Below are 16104 nucleotides of genomic sequence, written 5' to 3' on the forward strand. Positions count from 1 at the left end.
TCCTGTAGGACGAGGAACGGGAAGGTGCTGAGTCGGCACCTTCCCGTGGGGGCGCGGCGCGACGGGGCGCGGCGCGACGGGGACCGTCGCCCGCCCGGACGACCGGATGCCTTTAGAAGTCGTCGGCGCCGTTGCGCAGCTCGTAGGTCCAGTAGCCGGTCTTGGCGGCGGCGTCGTCGACCGCGATGCCGCCCTTGGGCGCGGGCACGGCCTTGCTGCCCTCGGCGGGGCCGTCGGTGGCGAAGAGGTTCACGTAGAAGGAGCTGACGACGTGGTTCTTGTCGTCGACGCCGCCCTGGTTGATGCGGACGGCGGCGTAGGCCGGGGTGCCGGCGTTCAGCACGATGGGCGTCGCGGGCTTGCTCTTGGCGACGGGCGGGACGTCCTTGGCGGTCTGCGGTACGTCGCTGAACGAGATCAGCGGGTATTGCAGCAGCGTGCAGGCGTGACCTGAGACGTTCGTCGCGGTCAGAGTGATGTGCGTGGTGGGGACGCCGTCCTGCTTGGCCGCGGAGATCCTCACGTCGTCGACCCTGCAGGCCGGGGCCTTGGCACTGGGCTTCTTGTGGGAACCGGCCTGGGCGGCAGCGCCGGAAGTACCCGAACCGCTGGTGCCCGTGCCCGCCTCGCTGCCTGCTGCCGTGTCCTTCTTCCCGGCGCTGTCGCCGACGGTCTTCGAGACCGAGGCGGACCCTGCGGACCCGGCGGCCCCCTCGTCCTTCACGCCGCCGTCGCCGCCACAAGCGGTGAGCGTCAGGCCGAGGGCGGCAACGGCGGTCGCGGCGAGTACGGCAGGGCGGTCGATGAACGTACGCATGTGGGGCTCCCCGTGTGTGATGCGGTGTCAGTACGGTCGATGCCATGTGCAGGCACCTGGTCTGCTCACAGCTTCGGCCCCCGCCCTGCCGTTGTGCTGACGTACCGCTGACGTACGGCTGACGCCACCCGCCCGCGACAGCAGCGTCCGGGTCCGGGAACAGCGGCACAGCCGCCCCTGACACGTTCAGGAGCGGCTGTACACAGTGCAGCGGACGGCGCCGGGCGCCCCGGCGAAGTTCGCCGACGGGGACGGTGCAGCGCCGCGGGCCGGTCAGTTCTCGGTCTTGGCGGGTTCCATGCCGTGCTGGTCGACCACCGCCCGCTGCATGATCGCCTCGATGCCGTACAGCGTGTCGGCCCTGCCGCCCCTCTTCTTGTCCTTGGTCATGTAGGAACGCGAGCCGAGGTAGGCGAGGCTGCGCTTGTCGAAGATCCATTCGTCGCGTGTCGCGGAGGCGTCGTCCTCGCGTGTGATGCCGATGCCGTGACGGCCGGCGGCGTCCACAGCGTCCGGAATCTCGGTCACGCCGGGAATCTTGCCCGCGGCCTTGTAGAGCGCGGAGGCGTTGGCCGGCGGCATGATCGTCTCGCGCAGCAGTTCGCCTATCGTCCCGAAGACCGCCTCGTCCTTCGACACGTCCTCCCCCACCGTGGTCTCGGCGTAGAGCAGTTCGAGGAGGGCGTCGGGTTCGGTGGGCAGCGAGGCCAGCCACGTGTACGTAGGCCGACTGATGCCTGCCGGGACGGCGCCGGTGTCGTCCGTACCGTCCGGGCCGGCGGACTCGACGGGGAGGTCCTGACCCGACATCGGGACGCCCTTGCCCGTTTCGCGGGCCCAGCCGATGTTGGTGACCGGGGTGGGGTCCTGCGACATCCAGACTTCCCGCTTGTACGGGGCCCCCAGCCGCACGGTGCCGCCGAAGGTGCCTACGTTGGAGCGGTTCAGGCTCCTGACGTAGACGAACTGGCCGTCCTTCACCGGCCTCGCGTCGGTCTTCAGGGATGCGGCAGCGATGCGGTCGAGCGTGAGAGACGCGCTGTTGACTCTCGTGGCTCCGGCACCGCCTGCCGGGGCGGAGGTGTCCGCGCCGCCGGAAAGTGTGACGACCAGCGCCCCTGCCAGTGCCATCGACGCCATGGGCACCAGCACCGCCGGTCGCAGCCGGCGACGCGACGGCCGTGGCGTCCGGGCGGAGGGGGCGAGGTCGCGGTCGATCTGATGCATCAGGGTGTCCTTGTGGTGGAGGTGACGGCAAGGCGGGAGGTCCCATTCGACCGGATCCGACAGCGACTCCAGGGTTTCGCTCCGGGCCGATGCGGTGCGGTGCGGTTTGTCAGCGTTCATTGGGTTTCCTCCTGCAGAAACAGGGCCGCGAGAGCGGCCTCACTCTCTATCTCTCCGCAAGCACCCGCCGGTTCCGTTCCACCCTGGTCGAGTCCGGCCCGGTCGAGCGGGCCGGTGCTGAGCCGGGCCAGTCGGGCGCGAGCCCGGGACAGCCGCGACCGCACGGTGCCCACGGGAACTCCGAGGGCCTCGGCGGCCTGGCGGTAGTCCAGCCCCGACGAGACACACAGGGTGAACACCTCGCGGTCCGCGCGGCGCAGCTGCCCGAGTGCCGTGTGCACCGACGCGAGGCGGCGCCTGTCGTCGATCCGGCCGGCTGCCTCGTCCGCGAAATCCCCGACCGGAGGCGGTGCGGGGTGGCGGCCCAGGAAGGCGAGCCGTCGGCGCAGGCCGCGATTGGCGTTGCGCGCCTTGTGCGTGGCGATGCCGAGCAGCCAGGGTCTGAGGGATCCGCCGTCCGGTTCTACCGCTTCCCGGGTACGCCAGGCCGCGAGGAAGGTCTCGGACATGACCTCCTCGGCCTCCGACCAGTCGCCCGTCAGCCGCAGGGCATGGTTGTAGACCGCCCGCGCGTATTGGTCGTACAGGCCGGCGAACGCCTCACGGTCCCCTGCCCGAATGCGCGCACGCGGTGGCTGTTCTTGTTCTGTTTGCCTCACACCAGTTACTCCCCGCGGCCCGGACGAGGTTCCTGTGCCGCTCGTCACACCGCCATGGGAGGAGTTCATCCGCACTGTTGTACGCCGGGCAGTCCCGCCCGGCGGCCACGGGGTTGCCCCACACAGGCGGCCGTACCGGGCGATGAGACGCCCCCACCAGCTTCCAGCAACCTTTTTGACGAGCCGTCAGTAAATAATTTCGCAATCGCGATGAGAACAACACGCGCCTCATGCGTATCCAAGGGCGGACGCGTCCCCCGGTGCCCATCAGCAACCGGCTCCGTACCCCCTATAGGAGGCGACGAGTTGAGTCACAGGCGAATAACCAAGCGAAAGGCCGTTCTGGCGGGAGCCGGGGCAGTCGGCATTGCCGCGGCCGCCATCCTGCTTCCACAGGCCTACGCCGGGCAGGACGGATCGCAGTCCGCTGCGTCGGCTCCCAGAACGATGAGCGCGGCCTCCGCCTCGGAGCTGCTCCAACAACTCGGCAAGCAGCTCGGCGCGTCCTACGGCGGCGCGTACTACGACGCCGACAAGCAACAGCTCGTCGTCAATGTCGTGGGCAACGACAACAAGGTCAACGTGCAGGTCAAGAAGGCCGGCGCGGTGCCGAGGAACGTGCAGAACAGCGCGAGCAAGCTGGCAGCGGCCAAGAGCACGCTGTCCCAGAAGGCCACCGTCCCGGGCACGTCCTGGGCGCTCGACCCCCGAAACAACCAGGTTCTCGTCACGGCCGATCGTACGGTCGCCGGCGAGCGCTGGGACAAGCTCGAGTCGGCGGTACGGGACCTCGGCCCGGGCGTGGCCCGGATCCAGAAGTCCGCGGGCGAGTTCAAGACCTTCCTCGAAGGCGGCGACGCCATCTTCGGCGGCGGCGCGCGCTGCTCACTCGGCTTCAACGTGACCACTCAGGACGGCAGTCCCGGCTTCCTGACCGCCGGTCACTGCGGGGTCGCGGCCGAGCAGTGGTCCGAGCAGGCGGGCGGCCAGGCGGTCGGCACGGTCCAGGAAGCGGTCTTCCCCGGCGAGGGCGACTTCGCACTCGTGACGTACGACGACCCCGCGACCGAGGCCCCGAGCGAGGTCGACACCGGCAGCGGGCAGACGGTCGCGATCAACCGGGCGGCCGACGCGGCGGTGGGCCAGGACGTCATCCGGATGGGCAGCACGACCGGCCTCAACGACGGCCAGGTCACCGGCCTGGACGCGACCGTGAACTACCCCGAGGGCACGGTCACGGGCCTCATCCAGACCAACGTGTGCGCCGAGCCGGGCGACAGTGGCGGCGCGCTCTTCACCGCGGACGGCAGCGCGGTCGGCCTGACCTCGGGCGGCAGCGGGGACTGCACCGCGGGCGGCGAGACGTTCTTCCAGCCGGTCACCACGGCTCTCGCAGCGGTCGGGGCGCAGATCGGCAACGGCGCGGGCGGCGGTGCGGGTGACGACAACGGCGCGGGTGAAGCCGAGGGCAACGCCGACGCCGGCGCCGAGGACAACGCGGGCGCCGACGCCGGCGCCGAGGACAACGGCGGCGCGGAGGCGAACGCCGGCGCGGACGGTGGCGCCCAGGACGACGGCCAGGAAGGCGGCGGCGCGAACGACAACGGCGTCGGCGGAACCGACCAGGTCGGCGGCAACGACGCCGCGGGTGACGCGGCCGGCGACGGCAGCGGCCTGAACAACTGAGGCAGCCCTCTGCGGCAGCATCGAACACGGGCGAACCCCGGGCATCGGCGGATGCCCGGGGTTCGCCCGTGTCCCCCGCCTGCCCCGTCTGCCCAGCCCGTCTCGCCTGCCCCGCCTGACTCGCCTGCCCCGCCTGCCCCGCCTGCCTCTTCAGCCTGCCCCGACCGCGCTCAGTCGTCCTCGGCGAGGCAGGCCGCGGCCTCGGCGCCCGTCGTGTCGAGCGTGCTGGTCAGCGCCTCCAGCTCGCCGCGCAGCGCGCGGATCCGCTCCAACGACAGGCCCGTGGCCTCGGCGATCTTCCGGGGCACGCCCAGCGCTTTCTCCCGCAGCTGCTCCCCCGCCGCGGTGGGCCGCGCGGTGACGGAGCGCTCGTCCTCGCGGCTGCGCCTGCGCTCCACGTAACCCGCCGACTCCAGCCGCTTGAGCAGCGGCGACAGGGTCCCGGAGTCCAGGCGCACGTACTCGCCGATCTGCTTGACCGGCAGCTCGCCGCGCTCCCACAGCACCAGCATCACCAGGTACTGCGGGTACGTGAGCCCCAGGTCCTTGAGCGCGATGCGGTAGATGCTGTTGAACGCCCGCGAGGCGGCGTGCAGCGAGAAGCAGATCTGGTGGTCGAGACGGAGGAAGTCCTCGTCCGGCACCTCGGTCAGCGTCGTCTTCTCCATGGCTACAGCATACCTGCGCATGATTGAGTTGTGTGCAATTGAATTGCGTGCTCTACTTATGTCATCGGTTCTCAACGGACGAAGAGGGATGCAACTCATGGACGCGCTCTACACCGCTGTCGCCACCGCCAACGGTCGCGAAGGCCGCGCCGTCAGCTCCGACGGTCACATCGACCTGCCGCTCGCCTTCCCGGCCGCCCTTGGCGGCAACGGACAGGGAACCAACCCCGAGCAGCTCTTCGCCGCCGGGTACGCGGCCTGCTTCGCCAGCGCGATGGGCGCCATAGGCCGCCAGGAGAAGATCGATGTCAAGGACGCCTCCGTGACCGCGGAGGTCAGCATCGGCAAGGACACCGACGGTGGCTTCGGCCTCTCCGTGGTGATGCGTGTCGAGCTCCCGGACCACCTCCAGGGCGAGGCCGGCCGTGACCTGCTGGAGAAGACCCACGCGTACTGCCCCTACTCCAAGGCGACCCGCGGCAACCTGCCGATCGAGCTCGTCATCGAGTAGTCACCGCGCCGGGGACACCTGGGGCCGGACGGTCATCACGACCGTCCGGCCCTCGGTGTTCGCCCACCCCGGCCCACCCTGTCAGCGAAGCCGGTCCACCGCCCCGACCGCCTTGACGGCGGCGCGGCAGACCGTCGGATTGCCGCGGACCGCCGCACGAGCGGTACGACTCGACGCCATCCCCAGCCGGCACAGCGCCGCCCTGGGCGTGTGCCGGTCGACGTAACCTTCGGTGACGTTCAGTTCCGCCGTCTTGAGAGCGTCCGCGGGTCCGGCGAACGAGGTGGCGACGGCGGCGACGACGCTGCCGACGACGAGCCCGCCTCCGGTGCTCGCGATGATCGCGAAACGGCCCGCGTCGCCTCGCTCGGCGTCCGAGCGGGCGCGGGCCAGCGCCTGCGCCAGCACCCAGGGGACCGTCACCGTCGCCACGGTCGCCGCGCTCAGCAACAGCCCCTGTCCGGCGGCGAACCGCGCGTACGAGCGACGTCCAGCAGCCTGGTCAGGAGCAGGGCGTACGCGTAGTTTACTTCCGGTGCTGCGGCGCTGAGTGGGGACGGGTGACGCGGCGGCCGCGCCGCCTGCGGGCCCCCATCAGGATCATCACTGCGCTGCCCTCCTGCCGGTGGGGCCATGGCGTGGGTGCGCTGTCGCCTGGGAGCTGCGACCCGGCGCGGGGCGCGGTGGCAGCGATGAAAAGCGGTCGCGATCCGTCCGAAGCCCGCCGCGCACGACAAGCCCGGCCCCGCTCGGGGAACGTACGCGCAGCGGAACCTCGCGAACTCCGGGAGCCGGGGGCGGGCCAGTCGGCCGCGCGCCGCAACGGGTGCGGAGCAGGCTTTGACGCCCAGCTGGATTCGGCAGCGAACCGAGATCCCCTTCGGTGCCGTTGGTTCCGGATGGGGGTTCGACCTGTTCTCAATCTTCAAGGGCTCCGCGGAAGCCAGTCAAGATCATATTTAGTATTTTGCGGTAGTTCGGGAGTTTCATCCCCTGCCTGCGGAACGCACGACGGTCACCACCAGTAGGCGGGGTATCGCGGTGCTGTACGGCGGATGCGGGAGGCGGCGTACTCCATCAGCACCAGAAGGACGGTGGCCCCGAGCAGCAGGGGAATGAACCGGGCGGGCGCGGGGGTCTGGAGCACGATGACGACGGCCGTGGCGCAGGCGGGCGAGTGCGGTGTGCGTGCGGCCATCATCAGGGCCAGCGTGACGCCGGCCGCCACGGCAGCTGCCCATGGGCTGCTGCCCGCTGCCGCCAGCACGCCGTAACCGACGGCGGCGCCGAGCAAGTGGCCGATGACCACGCTGCGGGGCTGGGCCAGCGGCAGGGTCGGGGCGCTGTGCACGAGCGCCGCGCTCGCGGCCAGCGGCGGTATCAGCACGGGTTCGTGGATCATCGTGCCGATCGCGACCAGTCCCAGCAGGACGGCTGTCGCAGCACTGATGCTGTGGAAAGCGGCCGCGGGGGTGGGCCGGGCGGGAGCCCGGCCGGTCACCTTGCGTCTACGGGACGCCTCAGGGGCAGCTTGGACCGACTCGGGACGCGGGGCGGCGTCGATGCTCATGTGAGGTGTTTCCGGGGCAGGCGGCCGTCGGCCGGTGTGGGCAGAGCGAAAGGTGGGCGAACACTGTGATCGACAGTCGGGCCCGCCTTGCGCCCGCTTCCTGGTTCGGCCGACGCAATCGCACAAGACCCTATCGCTCAGATTTGCGACGGAATGGTTCGGGGTCGGACAGGCCCGTCGCCGATCGGCCGGCCGGAATGGTTTCGCAGACCGCCGTGGTGGTGACGAGGTGGCGTAGGGCCACGCCCAATACCAGAGGTGAGACGAGGACGCGCGAAGCATGGACATGGCGAAGCACTCCCCCCTCGCCGGGGCAGTGAGCGATCTTGCCGCAGTGATGGCCGAGGCTCCTCCCGGAGCAGCCGACACACTATGGCGACTGACCGGGGCCAAGCGCGGCCTGGACGCGGCCCTCGTCCGCCTCCGGCCGGGCGCTGTCAGCACGCGGCACGGCGACCCGGCACGCGATGCCCTGGTCGTCGTCGTCCACGGCAGCGGCCGGCTCGGCACCGGCGCCGGGGCCCTCCCTCTGGCGCTGCACGCGGCCGTCTGGCTGGCGGGAGGCTCGCGGGAGTCACTGACCGCCGGACCGGACGGGATGACGTACCTGACGGTCCGCACCCGGCGGCCCGGCCCCGGGGTGGCGCCACCCGCGGCTGAAGGCGGCGAAACGGCCTGCCTCCTCTCCCAGGTGTGCCCCGACTGCGGGCGGCTCGCCGCCGAACAGGGGGCCCGGTACTGCTCACGCTGTGGCAGCCCACTGCCGGACTGAGCCGCGCAGGCCCGAGGTGACGCGGCCCGATTCCCCGTCGCTGTGGCCGGTCCGGCCCACATCTGTGTCGCCGTCTTGGGGTCTCCGGGTGCCGACTCCGTCGTTCATGTCAGGTCCTATGCTGGTCCGCCATGGGAGACGCTCCGCACGAGGTCGGCACATGGCACCAGGGGCGCAACCCGCAGCGCCGGAAGACCGGGGCGCTCGGCTGGGCACTGCTGGTCCTGCTCGTCGTCGCGCTGTTCACCCTGTGGCCGGGCTGACCCAGGCCCCCCGCATACGGAATCCGGCCCTATGCAGGTCGCAGTACGAGCTGAGTCACTTCCCCGGACCTCGACGACCACCACCGCCACGAATGCTCTCGCCACGCATCCCCGTCGTCGCGAACCGCGCCGTGTCCAGCCGCAGCTCCGCCGACCGCTGAAGCCCGCACCGGCACCCGTCCCGCGACTCATGCCACGAACTCTCCAGCCAGTACGCCCCCGACAACTCGCCATGGACAATCTCAGGCTCCGCTACGCGATCCACACCCACAACAACGACCCCTCACGACGTCGGCAACGCCACTTCTCTCCACCGCGAGCCGATCGAGGCCCCGCAAATGTGTCGCGCGCGGGCGCGTACGCCTTGGCCTCAAGCTCCCTCGAGGCGTGTACGTACGTGAAGGCGAGGCGCCCGCATGCGAATGTGACGGGGCGGCCCGTGGGCGCGGCCTGGGCACGCGAGGCGCTGCCGCGCCAAGCAGCGGTGGGCGCGAAGGTCGCCAGCGCGCTTATCAGCCAGTAGAACGTCGGGGCGCACGTTCACGCCCGCCGATACCGACAGCCACTTCTGCGTGCGGTCATGGTTGCCGTTTTCGTGCGTGGTGCGCCCGGGGCCGTCTCGCCTCGTCGCCTCTGTCTGGCGGCGTACGTTCCACTCGGCAACGTGCCTATTTCGCCACCAAGTGGAAGGATTCGATTACACAGGAAGGTACGCAGTCGAGCGCGCCTTCCGCACGTACCGGAGGCAGGTCGGCTCATGCCCAAGCAATCGAAGCCATCCGAGCCCTCGCACGGCGAGGGCCCGAGCCGTCACAAGGGGACCGAGCAGCACGGCTGGGCCCCCGATGTGGACGACACCCGTCAGCAGGAGAACCCCAGCGCCCGCCGCTCCTTCCACACGGATGAGCACGCCCCGGGCAAGGGGCCTGGCCGCAAGCCTTCCCGGGAAGAGAAGAAGCCCGTTCCGGGCGACAAGGTCGAAAGCGACAGTGCGCGCGGCGAGGAGTACGGCGACACGTCCGAGAAGGGCATGCGGGACACCGGCCGCAAGGGCCGCTCGCAGCGCCCGAGCGGCGCCAAGGACGCTTCCGCGTTCACGGGGGTGGACCCCCAGGAGCCGCCCTCGAAGCGTCGGCCGGGTTAGTCCGCGGTTCTCGGTTCCCGGCCGGCACCCGTCAGGCGGCGGCGCACCGCTGAGGTCCCGGGGGTGCGCAGGACGCGTGGGGGGCGGACCTCAGCAGATGCGGGGCAGCTGCTCCCCGATCGGCAGGTCCACCACGCGGGTGCCGCCAAGGCCGGTGCGGGCCACGACCATGCCGGGGTGCGCGTCCACCGCCTCTCCGATCACCTGGGAGTCCGCGCCCAGTGGGTGTGCGCGCATCGCGTCCAGCACCGCGTCGGCGTGCTCGCGCGGGACGAACGCCACGAGCTTGCCCTCGTTGGCGACGTACAGGGGGTCCAGCCCCAAGATGGCGCAGGCGTTGGCGACGGCCGGCGGAACCGGGACGTTCCGCTCCTGGACGACCACTCCGACGCCCGAGGCCGCCGCGATCTCGTTCAGCGCGGCGGCCAGTCCCCCACGGGTGGGGTCGCGCAGTACGTGCAGGTCCGGGGTGACGGCGAGCATCGCGTCGACCAGGCCGCCGAGCGCCGCGCAGTCACTCTCGATCTCCACCCCGAACTCCAGGCCTTCGCGGACACTCATGATCGCCACGCCGTGGACGCCGATGGCGCCGCTGACGATCACGACATCCCCGGGGACGACCCGCTGGGGGCGCAGATCTACGCCCGCCGGGATGAGCCCGATGCCCGCCGTGTTGATGAAAATCCCGTCGCCGTGCCCGGCTTCCACGACCTTGGTGTCACCCGTCGCCACTTCGACCCCGGCCTCGCGCGCCGCCGCACCCAGCGCCTCGGCGACGCGGGAGACCACCGACAGCTCGACACCTTCCTCCAGGATGAATCCGCAGGAGAGGTAGGCAGCGCGGGCGCCGCTCATGGCGAGGTCGTTGACGGTGCCGTTGACGGCGAGGTCCCCGATGCTGCCGCCGGGGAAGAACAGGGGCCGCACCACGAAGGAGTCGGTGGAGAAGGCCAGCCGGACACCGCCCAGCGAGAGCGCCGCGGCGTCCCCCATCTGCGCGAGTACCTCTCCCCCGAAGGCGGGAGCGAAGATGTGCTGGACCAGTTCGGCGGAGAGCGCGCCGCCGCCGCCGTGGCCCATCACCACCCGGCTCTGGCCACGCAGAGGAGCCGGGCAGGTCCAGGCTGTCAGGTCCGGTACCGGCGTGTTGAGCTCGGTGGTCTCAGACAACGGGGCTCGCCTCCCGAGGCGCGGTCGTGGCGGTCGTACCGGCCGTGTCGGTCGTGACCTCCGTGTCGGTCGTAACGGCCGCGACGGCCGTCGCGGGTGTCGCGGTCGTGGCGGCCGGAAGGTCCAGCCGCCGGTAGAGGTAGTACGCGGCGCAGGCGCCCTCGCTGGAGACCATGGTGGCTCCGAGCGGCGTACGGGGCGTGCAGAGGGTGCCGAACGCCTCGCACTCGTGGGGCTTCAGCAGGCCCTGAAGCACCTCACCGCTCCGGCACTCCGCCGGCTCGCGCGTCTGGATGCCGCTGACCGAGAAACGGTGCTCGGCGTCGTACTCCCGGTAGCGCGGCGACAGCCGCCAGCCACTTTGCGGGATCACGCCGATGCCGCGCCAGGCACGGTCGGTCACCTCGAAGACATCCGCCAGCATGGCCCGCGCGGCGGGGTTGCCCTCCGGGCGGACGGCGCGTGCGTAGGCGTTGTCGACGGTGTGCTCGCCGCGCTCCAGCTGCAGCACGGTCCGGCGTACGCCTTCGAGGATGTCCAGCGGCTCGAATCCGGTCACCACGATGGGGACCCGGAACCGTTCGGCCAGCTCCGGGTACTCCCCCGTGCCCATCACGCTGCACACGTGACCGGCCGCGAGGAATGCCTGGACCCGGCAGTTCGGCGACCGCATGATCGCCTCGATCGCCGGAGGCACCAGCACATGGGACACCAGCAGACTGAAGTTGCGGATGCCGAGCTTGCGCGCCTGGTAGACCGTCATGGCGTTGGGCGGCGCGGTCGTCTCGAAGCCGATGCCGAAGAACACCACCTCACGGTCCGGGTTCTGCTGGGCGATCTTGAGGGCGTCCAGTGGTGAGTAGACCACCCGCACGTCACCGCCCTCGCTGCGGACCTGGAACAGGTCGCGGCCCGTACCGGGCACGCGCAGCATGTCTCCGAAGGAGCAGAAGATCACACCCGGGCGGGAGGCGATCTCCAGCGCCTTGTCGATGACCTCCAGCGGGGTGACGCAGACGGGACAGCCCGGGCCGTGGATGAGCTCCACCTCGTCCGGGAGAAGCTGGTCGATGCCGTGCCGGATGATGGTGTGCGTCTGCCCGCCGCAGACCTCCATCAGCGCCCACGGTCTCGTCACGGCCGCGTGGATGTCGTCCAGCAGACGACGGGCCAGGTCCGGGTCCTGGAACTCGTCGATGTACTTCACTTCTGTGCCTCCACAGGTGCGCCGTCGCCGCTCGGCAACGGGGATCCGCCGGCCTCCGCGGCCAGTTCCCAGGGGTCGCCGAACTCCTCCTGGAGCATCCCGAGGGTGGCGAACAGCTCCAGCGTCTGTTTGGCCGACTCCTCGTCCAGGCGCTGCAGGGCGAATCCGACGTGGACGATGGCGTACTCGCCGACCTGGAGGTCGGGCAGGTACTCCAGGCACACCTCCTTGACCACACCGCCGAAGTCGACGGTGGCCATCCGTGTGCCGTCACGCTCCTCGATGTCCAGCACTCTGCCGGGTACCGCCAGGCACATGGCCTTCTCCTCGCTGTGGGTGATGTGTTGTCCGGCTCCGACGGGACACGGCCGTCACCCGGTGGTGCCGGGCCCGGCCGTGACGCGGGCCGCCACCAGGAGCTGGCCGAGTGCCAGCCCACCGTCGTTCGGGGGCACCTGGTGATGGCGCAGGACCCTGAAGCCGTCTTCGCGCAGGGCCCGCGCACAGGCCGACGAGAGCAGTGCGTTGGCGAACACGCCCCCGGTCAGGGCGACGGTGTCCAGGCCGTGCCGCTCCCGCGCCATGACGCAGATGTGGTGGACGAGGCCGGCGACCGCCCGGTGGAAACGTGCCGCGACGAGGGCGGGCGCCGCACCGGCCCGTACGTCGTCGGCCGCAGCGGCCAGGACGGGCCCGGGGTCGGCGCGCACCGTGACCGCGTCGCCCGGGCCGCCGGGCCGCAGGGCGAAGGCGTAACCGGCGCCGTCCGGAACCGGATCGGACAGCGCGGCGGCCTCCAGCTCGATGGCTGCCTGGGCTTCGTATCCGGCCCGGTGACAGATGCCCGCGAGCGAGGAGACGGCGTCGAAGAGACGGCCCATGCTGGAGGTGTCGACGCAGTTCAGACCGCGCTCCAACTGCCGCTCCAGCACGCGTCGCTCGTCGGGAGGACAAGCGGCCACGCAGGGAAGGTCGTCCGACCAGTCGACGCCGGCCGCCCGCAGGTGCGCGAGGGCCATGCGGTACGGGCGGTGCACGGCGGCATCGCTGCCGGGCAGCGGGACGTACGCGAGGTGCCCGAACCGGTCGGCGCTGTCGTAGTCGGCAAGCAGGAACTCGCCGCCCCACACCGCCCCGTCGTCGCCGTAGCCTGTGCCGTCGAACGCGACGCCGATCACGGGCCGGCTGCCGTCCAGTCCGTGCTCGGCCATGGCCGCCGCGACGTGGGCGTGATGATGCTGTACGCGTACGACGGGCCGGGCCGCCGCGTGCCGGGCCGCCCACTGCCCGGAGCGGTATCCCGGATGGCGATCGGCAGCCAGGAGTTCCGGCTTCACCCCTGTGATCGACTCCAGTTGGTGTTCCGCCCGCTCGAACGCCTGCTGTGTGGCGAGATCGTCCATGTCGCCGATGTGGGCGGACAGCCAGGCCGTGCGCCCCTCCGCGAGGCAGAACGCGTTCTTCAGGTCGCCCCCCACGGCAAGGGCGGGCCGTACGGGAACCGGAAGCCGCACGGGCAGAGGGGCGTAGCCGCGGGCGCGGCGCACGGTCAGCGGTTGTCCGTCGCAGACGCGCACGACCGAGTCGTCGCAAGGGACGTGGATGCGCCGGTCGTGCGTGAGCCAGGCGTCGGCCAGGTGCGCCAGCCGGTCCAGTGCCTCGTCGTCGTCCGTGACGATCGGCTCACCCGCCACGTTCCCGCTGGTCATGACCAGCAGGCGGGGGCCGTGGGTGCCTGCGTCGCCCGGGAGGCCGAGCAGCAGGTGGTGCAGCGGGGTGTACGGAAGCATCACGCCCAGGTCGGGGCTGCCCGGAGCGACCGCGTCCGCGAGGCGCGGAGCCTCCGGATCCCGTGCGGCGTCCTCGCGGCGGCGCAGCAGCACGATGGGTCTGACGCCGCCCGTGAGCAGGAGGCGTTCCTCGGGGCCCAGTCGCACGAGGTGCTCGACGTCGGCTGCGCTCCTGGCCATCACGGCGAACGGCTTGTCACCGCGGGCCTTGCGGCGCCGCAGGAGGCACACGGCCGCGGAGTCCGACGCGTCGCAGGCCAGGTGGTAGCCGCCGAGACCCTTCACGGCGAGAACCGCACCCCGGGACAGGAGTTCGCGTGCCTCGGCGACCGGGTCCTTCCCCGTCACGGGCCGCGGCCGCGGGCCGTGACCCGGCCCTGGAGCGAGCAGGCGCAGGCGGGGGCCGCAGCTGTGGCAGGCGACCGGCTGGGCGTGGAAGCGCCGGTCGGCCGGGTCGGCGTACTCGCGGGCGCAGTCAGGGCACATCGGGAAGTCGGCCATGGCCGTTTGGGCCCGGTCGTACGGCAGGCCCGTGACGATGGTGAAGCGCGGGCCGCAGTGCGTGCAGTTGATGAACGGGTGGCGGTACCGCCGGTCGGCAGGATCGGCCAGTTCGGTGAGACAGTCGGCGCAGGTGGCCGTGTCGGGTGGGACGAGGGTGCGCGCCACGCCGTCCGTACGGGAAGCGATGATGGTGAACCCCGCGCCACCGGTGGCCGGTACCTCGTGGTGCTCGACGGATTCGACCCGGGCCAGGGGCGGGGCCTGCGGGGAGATGAGGGCGCAGAACCGGGCCACGGCCGAGGGGGCGCCCTGGACCTCCGCGACGACGCCCTCCCGCGTGTTGGTCACGTGCCCGGTCAGGCTGAGTTCGGTGGCGAGTGCGTAGAGGAACGGCCGGAAGCCGACGCCCTGCACCACTCCGCGTACGGTGACCCGTCGGCGCAGTACCGCCTCGCCGACGACGGCGGTCGAGGGCTGCCGATCACTCACGAGCGGGACGGCGTCATGGCGCCGGGACCGGCGTGCAGGTGGTGATCCGTGTGGTCGTGGTGGTCCGCACCGGTATGCGTGTGCGCCCGCGTGACGTCGTCCTGACGGCGGGCCATGACGGGCTCGTGGACGCGCGCGCCGTCCGCGACCGCCAGCGCCCGGTCGAGCAGTTCCCCGGCCCCCCGGCCCCGGCGGGCCGAGGTCAGGAGCACTTCCACTCCGGGGTTGACCTGTTCGACGTGCGCGCGGAACGCCACCTCGTCGAATTCGACGGCGTCCGCGATGTCAATCTTGGTGACCACCACAAGGTGGGCCAGCCCGAAGGCCGTCGGGTACTTGAGAGGCTTGTCCTCGCCCTCCGTCACGGAGGCGAGCACGACTCTGAGCGATTCGCCCAGGTCGTAGGAAGCCGGACAGACGAGGTTGCCGACGTTCTCCACGAACAGCAGCCGGGTGTCGTCGGGCAGCCATCCCTCCAGGTGCCGGTCGAGCATCGCGGCCTCGAGGTGGCACAGCCCGTCGGTGAGGACCTGCTTGACCGGGACGCCCGAACGGGCCAGCCGTACGGCGTCGTTCTCGGTGGCGAGGTCGGCGGTCAGGGCCGCGACGGATACCGCCCTCTCACGCGCCAGCAGCAGTTCGCGTTCCAGCAGGGCGGTCTTCCCGCTGCCGGGGCTGGACAGCAGGTTGACGACTGTGGTGCCGCGGGCGGCGAGTCCGGCGCGCAGGGTGTGTGCGCTCGCGTCGTTCTTGGCGAGTACGGCTTGGTGCAGATCGACGGCACGGCACATGGTTCAGCGCTCCTCGAGGATCGGTTCGCGGGTGTGTTCGTGCGGCGGGCCGTCTTCCCAGTGCACGCTGACGATCTGCAGTTCACGGCCCGAGACGAGTCCGTCGGTCGCGGCACCGCACACCGGGCAGCACAGCTGCGGCGGCATTCCGACGGCCCATTCGTCGGCGCAGGGGGCGCATCGGGCGCGGCCCGGCACCGGTTCCGTGACCAGTTCGGCGCCTTCCAGCAGGGTTCCGGCGCAGGCGAGTTCGAAGCAGAAGGAGAGCGCGTCGGGGACCACGCCCGCCAGCTCGCCCACCTGGAGTTCGACTCTCCGCACCGTGGTCACGCTGCCGGACCGCGCGGCCGCCTCTTCCACCTGGCCTACGACGGCCAGCGCGATGGACATCTCGTGCATCGGACTCCGTCCTGGCGAGGGCCGGTCTCCGTCGGCCGCCACGGGCGGGCGGCACGCCTACGCCGTGCGGGGCGGAGTGCGCGAGGGGTGGCCCGCTCCGCCCCATTACAGGTCGCGCCCCGGGCGGCCGGCGGACCGGCACGCCGACGCGGCGCTCCGCGTACACCGTTCGACGCAACGGACAGGTTCTGCCCGGCCGCCGCATCACATCTTGCGGATGCGCAGGTAGCGCCTGAGGTCGGGCAGGGCCAGCCTGAGGAGCGTGGCCAGAGCGGAGGCGCCGACCGCCCCAAGGATGATGTTCTTCTTCATGCTCG

Annotated in this window: 18 protein-coding genes; 5 read left to right on the top strand and 13 right to left on the bottom strand. The window is 71.3% G+C overall.

Features of this window, described 5'->3' with window-relative positions; all coding sequences use genetic code 11:
- Nucleotides 1-112: 112 nt before the first annotated feature.
- The 3 genes from ACWIHY_RS27175 to ACWIHY_RS27185 all read right to left on the bottom strand — a co-directional run bounded on the left by ACWIHY_RS27175 (nt 113) and on the right by ACWIHY_RS27185 (nt 2823).
- Nucleotides 113-817, bottom strand: a complete 705-nt coding sequence (locus ACWIHY_RS27175; protein WP_454378299.1) for a DUF4232 domain-containing protein — start codon at nt 815-817, stop codon at nt 113-115.
- Nucleotides 818-1090: 273 nt separating this feature from the next.
- On the bottom strand, nt 1091-2164 hold the full coding sequence (locus ACWIHY_RS27180) for a CU044_5270 family protein (protein ID WP_454378300.1): 1074 nt from the start codon (nt 2162-2164) through the stop codon (nt 1091-1093).
- Nucleotides 2161-2823 (bottom strand): RNA polymerase sigma factor, encoded by a 663-nt coding sequence (locus ACWIHY_RS27185; protein WP_454378301.1) that lies wholly within the window; start codon nt 2821-2823, stop codon nt 2161-2163. Before ACWIHY_RS27185 ends, ACWIHY_RS27180 begins: the two co-directional genes overlap by 4 nt.
- Before the next feature lie 306 nt (nt 2824-3129).
- On the opposite strand from ACWIHY_RS27185, the gene ACWIHY_RS27190 reads away from it, so the two are divergent.
- Nucleotides 3130-4509 carry a S1 family peptidase gene (locus ACWIHY_RS27190; RefSeq protein WP_454378302.1) on the top strand — a complete coding sequence of 460 codons (1380 nt, stop codon included), beginning with the start codon at nt 3130-3132 and terminating at the stop codon, nt 4507-4509.
- Nucleotides 4510-4679: 170 nt separating this feature from the next.
- Here the strand turns inward: ACWIHY_RS27190 and ACWIHY_RS27195 are convergent, their stop codons facing one another.
- Entirely contained in the window at nt 4680-5177 is a 498-nt protein-coding gene (locus ACWIHY_RS27195; RefSeq protein WP_454378303.1) for a MarR family winged helix-turn-helix transcriptional regulator, read from the bottom strand.
- A 97-nt stretch (nt 5178-5274) separates the two neighbouring features.
- On the opposite strand from ACWIHY_RS27195, the gene ACWIHY_RS27200 reads away from it, so the two are divergent.
- Nucleotides 5275-5688 carry an organic hydroperoxide resistance protein gene (locus tag ACWIHY_RS27200; protein ID WP_454378304.1) on the top strand — a complete coding sequence of 138 codons (414 nt, stop codon included), beginning with the start codon at nt 5275-5277 and terminating at the stop codon, nt 5686-5688.
- Nucleotides 5689-5769: 81 nt separating this feature from the next.
- Here the strand turns inward: ACWIHY_RS27200 and ACWIHY_RS27205 are convergent, their stop codons facing one another.
- Together ACWIHY_RS27205 and ACWIHY_RS27210 are read right to left on the bottom strand one after the other, a co-directional pair.
- Nucleotides 5770-6111 carry a hypothetical protein gene (locus ACWIHY_RS27205; RefSeq protein ID WP_454378305.1) on the bottom strand — a complete coding sequence of 114 codons (342 nt, stop codon included), beginning with the start codon at nt 6109-6111 and terminating at the stop codon, nt 5770-5772.
- Nucleotides 6112-6703: 592 nt separating this feature from the next.
- Nucleotides 6704-7258, bottom strand: a complete 555-nt coding sequence (locus ACWIHY_RS27210; RefSeq protein WP_454378306.1) for an HPP family protein — start codon at nt 7256-7258, stop codon at nt 6704-6706.
- A 280-nt stretch (nt 7259-7538) separates the two neighbouring features.
- Here ACWIHY_RS27210 and ACWIHY_RS27215 point away from each other — a divergent pair, with 280 nt between their 5' ends.
- The 3 genes from ACWIHY_RS27215 (at nt 7539) to ACWIHY_RS27225 (ending at nt 9437) form a co-directional block, all read left to right on the top strand.
- A complete protein-coding gene (locus ACWIHY_RS27215; protein WP_454378307.1) occupies nt 7539-8030 on the top strand; it encodes a hypothetical protein in 492 nt (163 codons plus the stop codon).
- Nucleotides 8031-8161: 131 nt separating this feature from the next.
- Complete coding sequence (locus ACWIHY_RS27220; protein ID WP_454378308.1) at nt 8162-8293, top strand: hypothetical protein; 132 nt, start codon at nt 8162-8164, stop codon at nt 8291-8293.
- Nucleotides 8294-9050: 757 nt separating this feature from the next.
- Nucleotides 9051-9437 (top strand): hypothetical protein, encoded by a 387-nt coding sequence (locus tag ACWIHY_RS27225; RefSeq protein WP_454378309.1) that lies wholly within the window; start codon nt 9051-9053, stop codon nt 9435-9437.
- A 90-nt stretch (nt 9438-9527) separates the two neighbouring features.
- Here the strand turns inward: ACWIHY_RS27225 and hypE are convergent, their stop codons facing one another.
- From hypE to ACWIHY_RS27260, 7 genes are all read right to left on the bottom strand, one after another.
- Complete coding sequence (gene hypE, locus ACWIHY_RS27230; protein ID WP_454378310.1) at nt 9528-10607, bottom strand: hydrogenase expression/formation protein HypE; 1080 nt, start codon at nt 10605-10607, stop codon at nt 9528-9530.
- Nucleotides 10600-11814 (bottom strand): hydrogenase formation protein HypD, encoded by a 1215-nt coding sequence (gene hypD / locus ACWIHY_RS27235; RefSeq protein WP_454378311.1) that lies wholly within the window; start codon nt 11812-11814, stop codon nt 10600-10602. The genes hypE and hypD overlap by 8 nt, the downstream gene beginning before the upstream one ends.
- Complete coding sequence (locus ACWIHY_RS27240; RefSeq protein WP_454378312.1) at nt 11811-12131, bottom strand: HypC/HybG/HupF family hydrogenase formation chaperone; 321 nt, start codon at nt 12129-12131, stop codon at nt 11811-11813. The genes hypD and ACWIHY_RS27240 overlap by 4 nt, the downstream gene beginning before the upstream one ends.
- Nucleotides 12132-12185: 54 nt before the next feature.
- Complete coding sequence (hypF, locus tag ACWIHY_RS27245; RefSeq protein ID WP_454378313.1) at nt 12186-14597, bottom strand: carbamoyltransferase HypF; 2412 nt, start codon at nt 14595-14597, stop codon at nt 12186-12188.
- The gene (gene hypB / locus ACWIHY_RS27250) at nt 14594-15388 is read right to left on the bottom strand and encodes a hydrogenase nickel incorporation protein HypB (protein ID WP_454378314.1); all 795 of its coding nucleotides are present in this window, start codon (nt 15386-15388) and stop codon (nt 14594-14596) included. The genes hypF and hypB overlap by 4 nt, the downstream gene beginning before the upstream one ends.
- 3 nt (nt 15389-15391) lie before the next feature.
- On the bottom strand, nt 15392-15787 hold the full coding sequence (locus ACWIHY_RS27255) for a hydrogenase maturation nickel metallochaperone HypA/HybF (protein WP_454378315.1): 396 nt from the start codon (nt 15785-15787) through the stop codon (nt 15392-15394).
- A gap of 204 nt (nt 15788-15991) precedes the next feature.
- Complete coding sequence (locus ACWIHY_RS27260; RefSeq protein WP_454378316.1) at nt 15992-16099, bottom strand: DUF6893 family small protein; 108 nt, start codon at nt 16097-16099, stop codon at nt 15992-15994.
- Between the last annotated feature and the right edge of the window lie 5 nt (nt 16100-16104).

Source organism: Streptomyces sp. NPDC055287 (assembly GCF_053646035.1).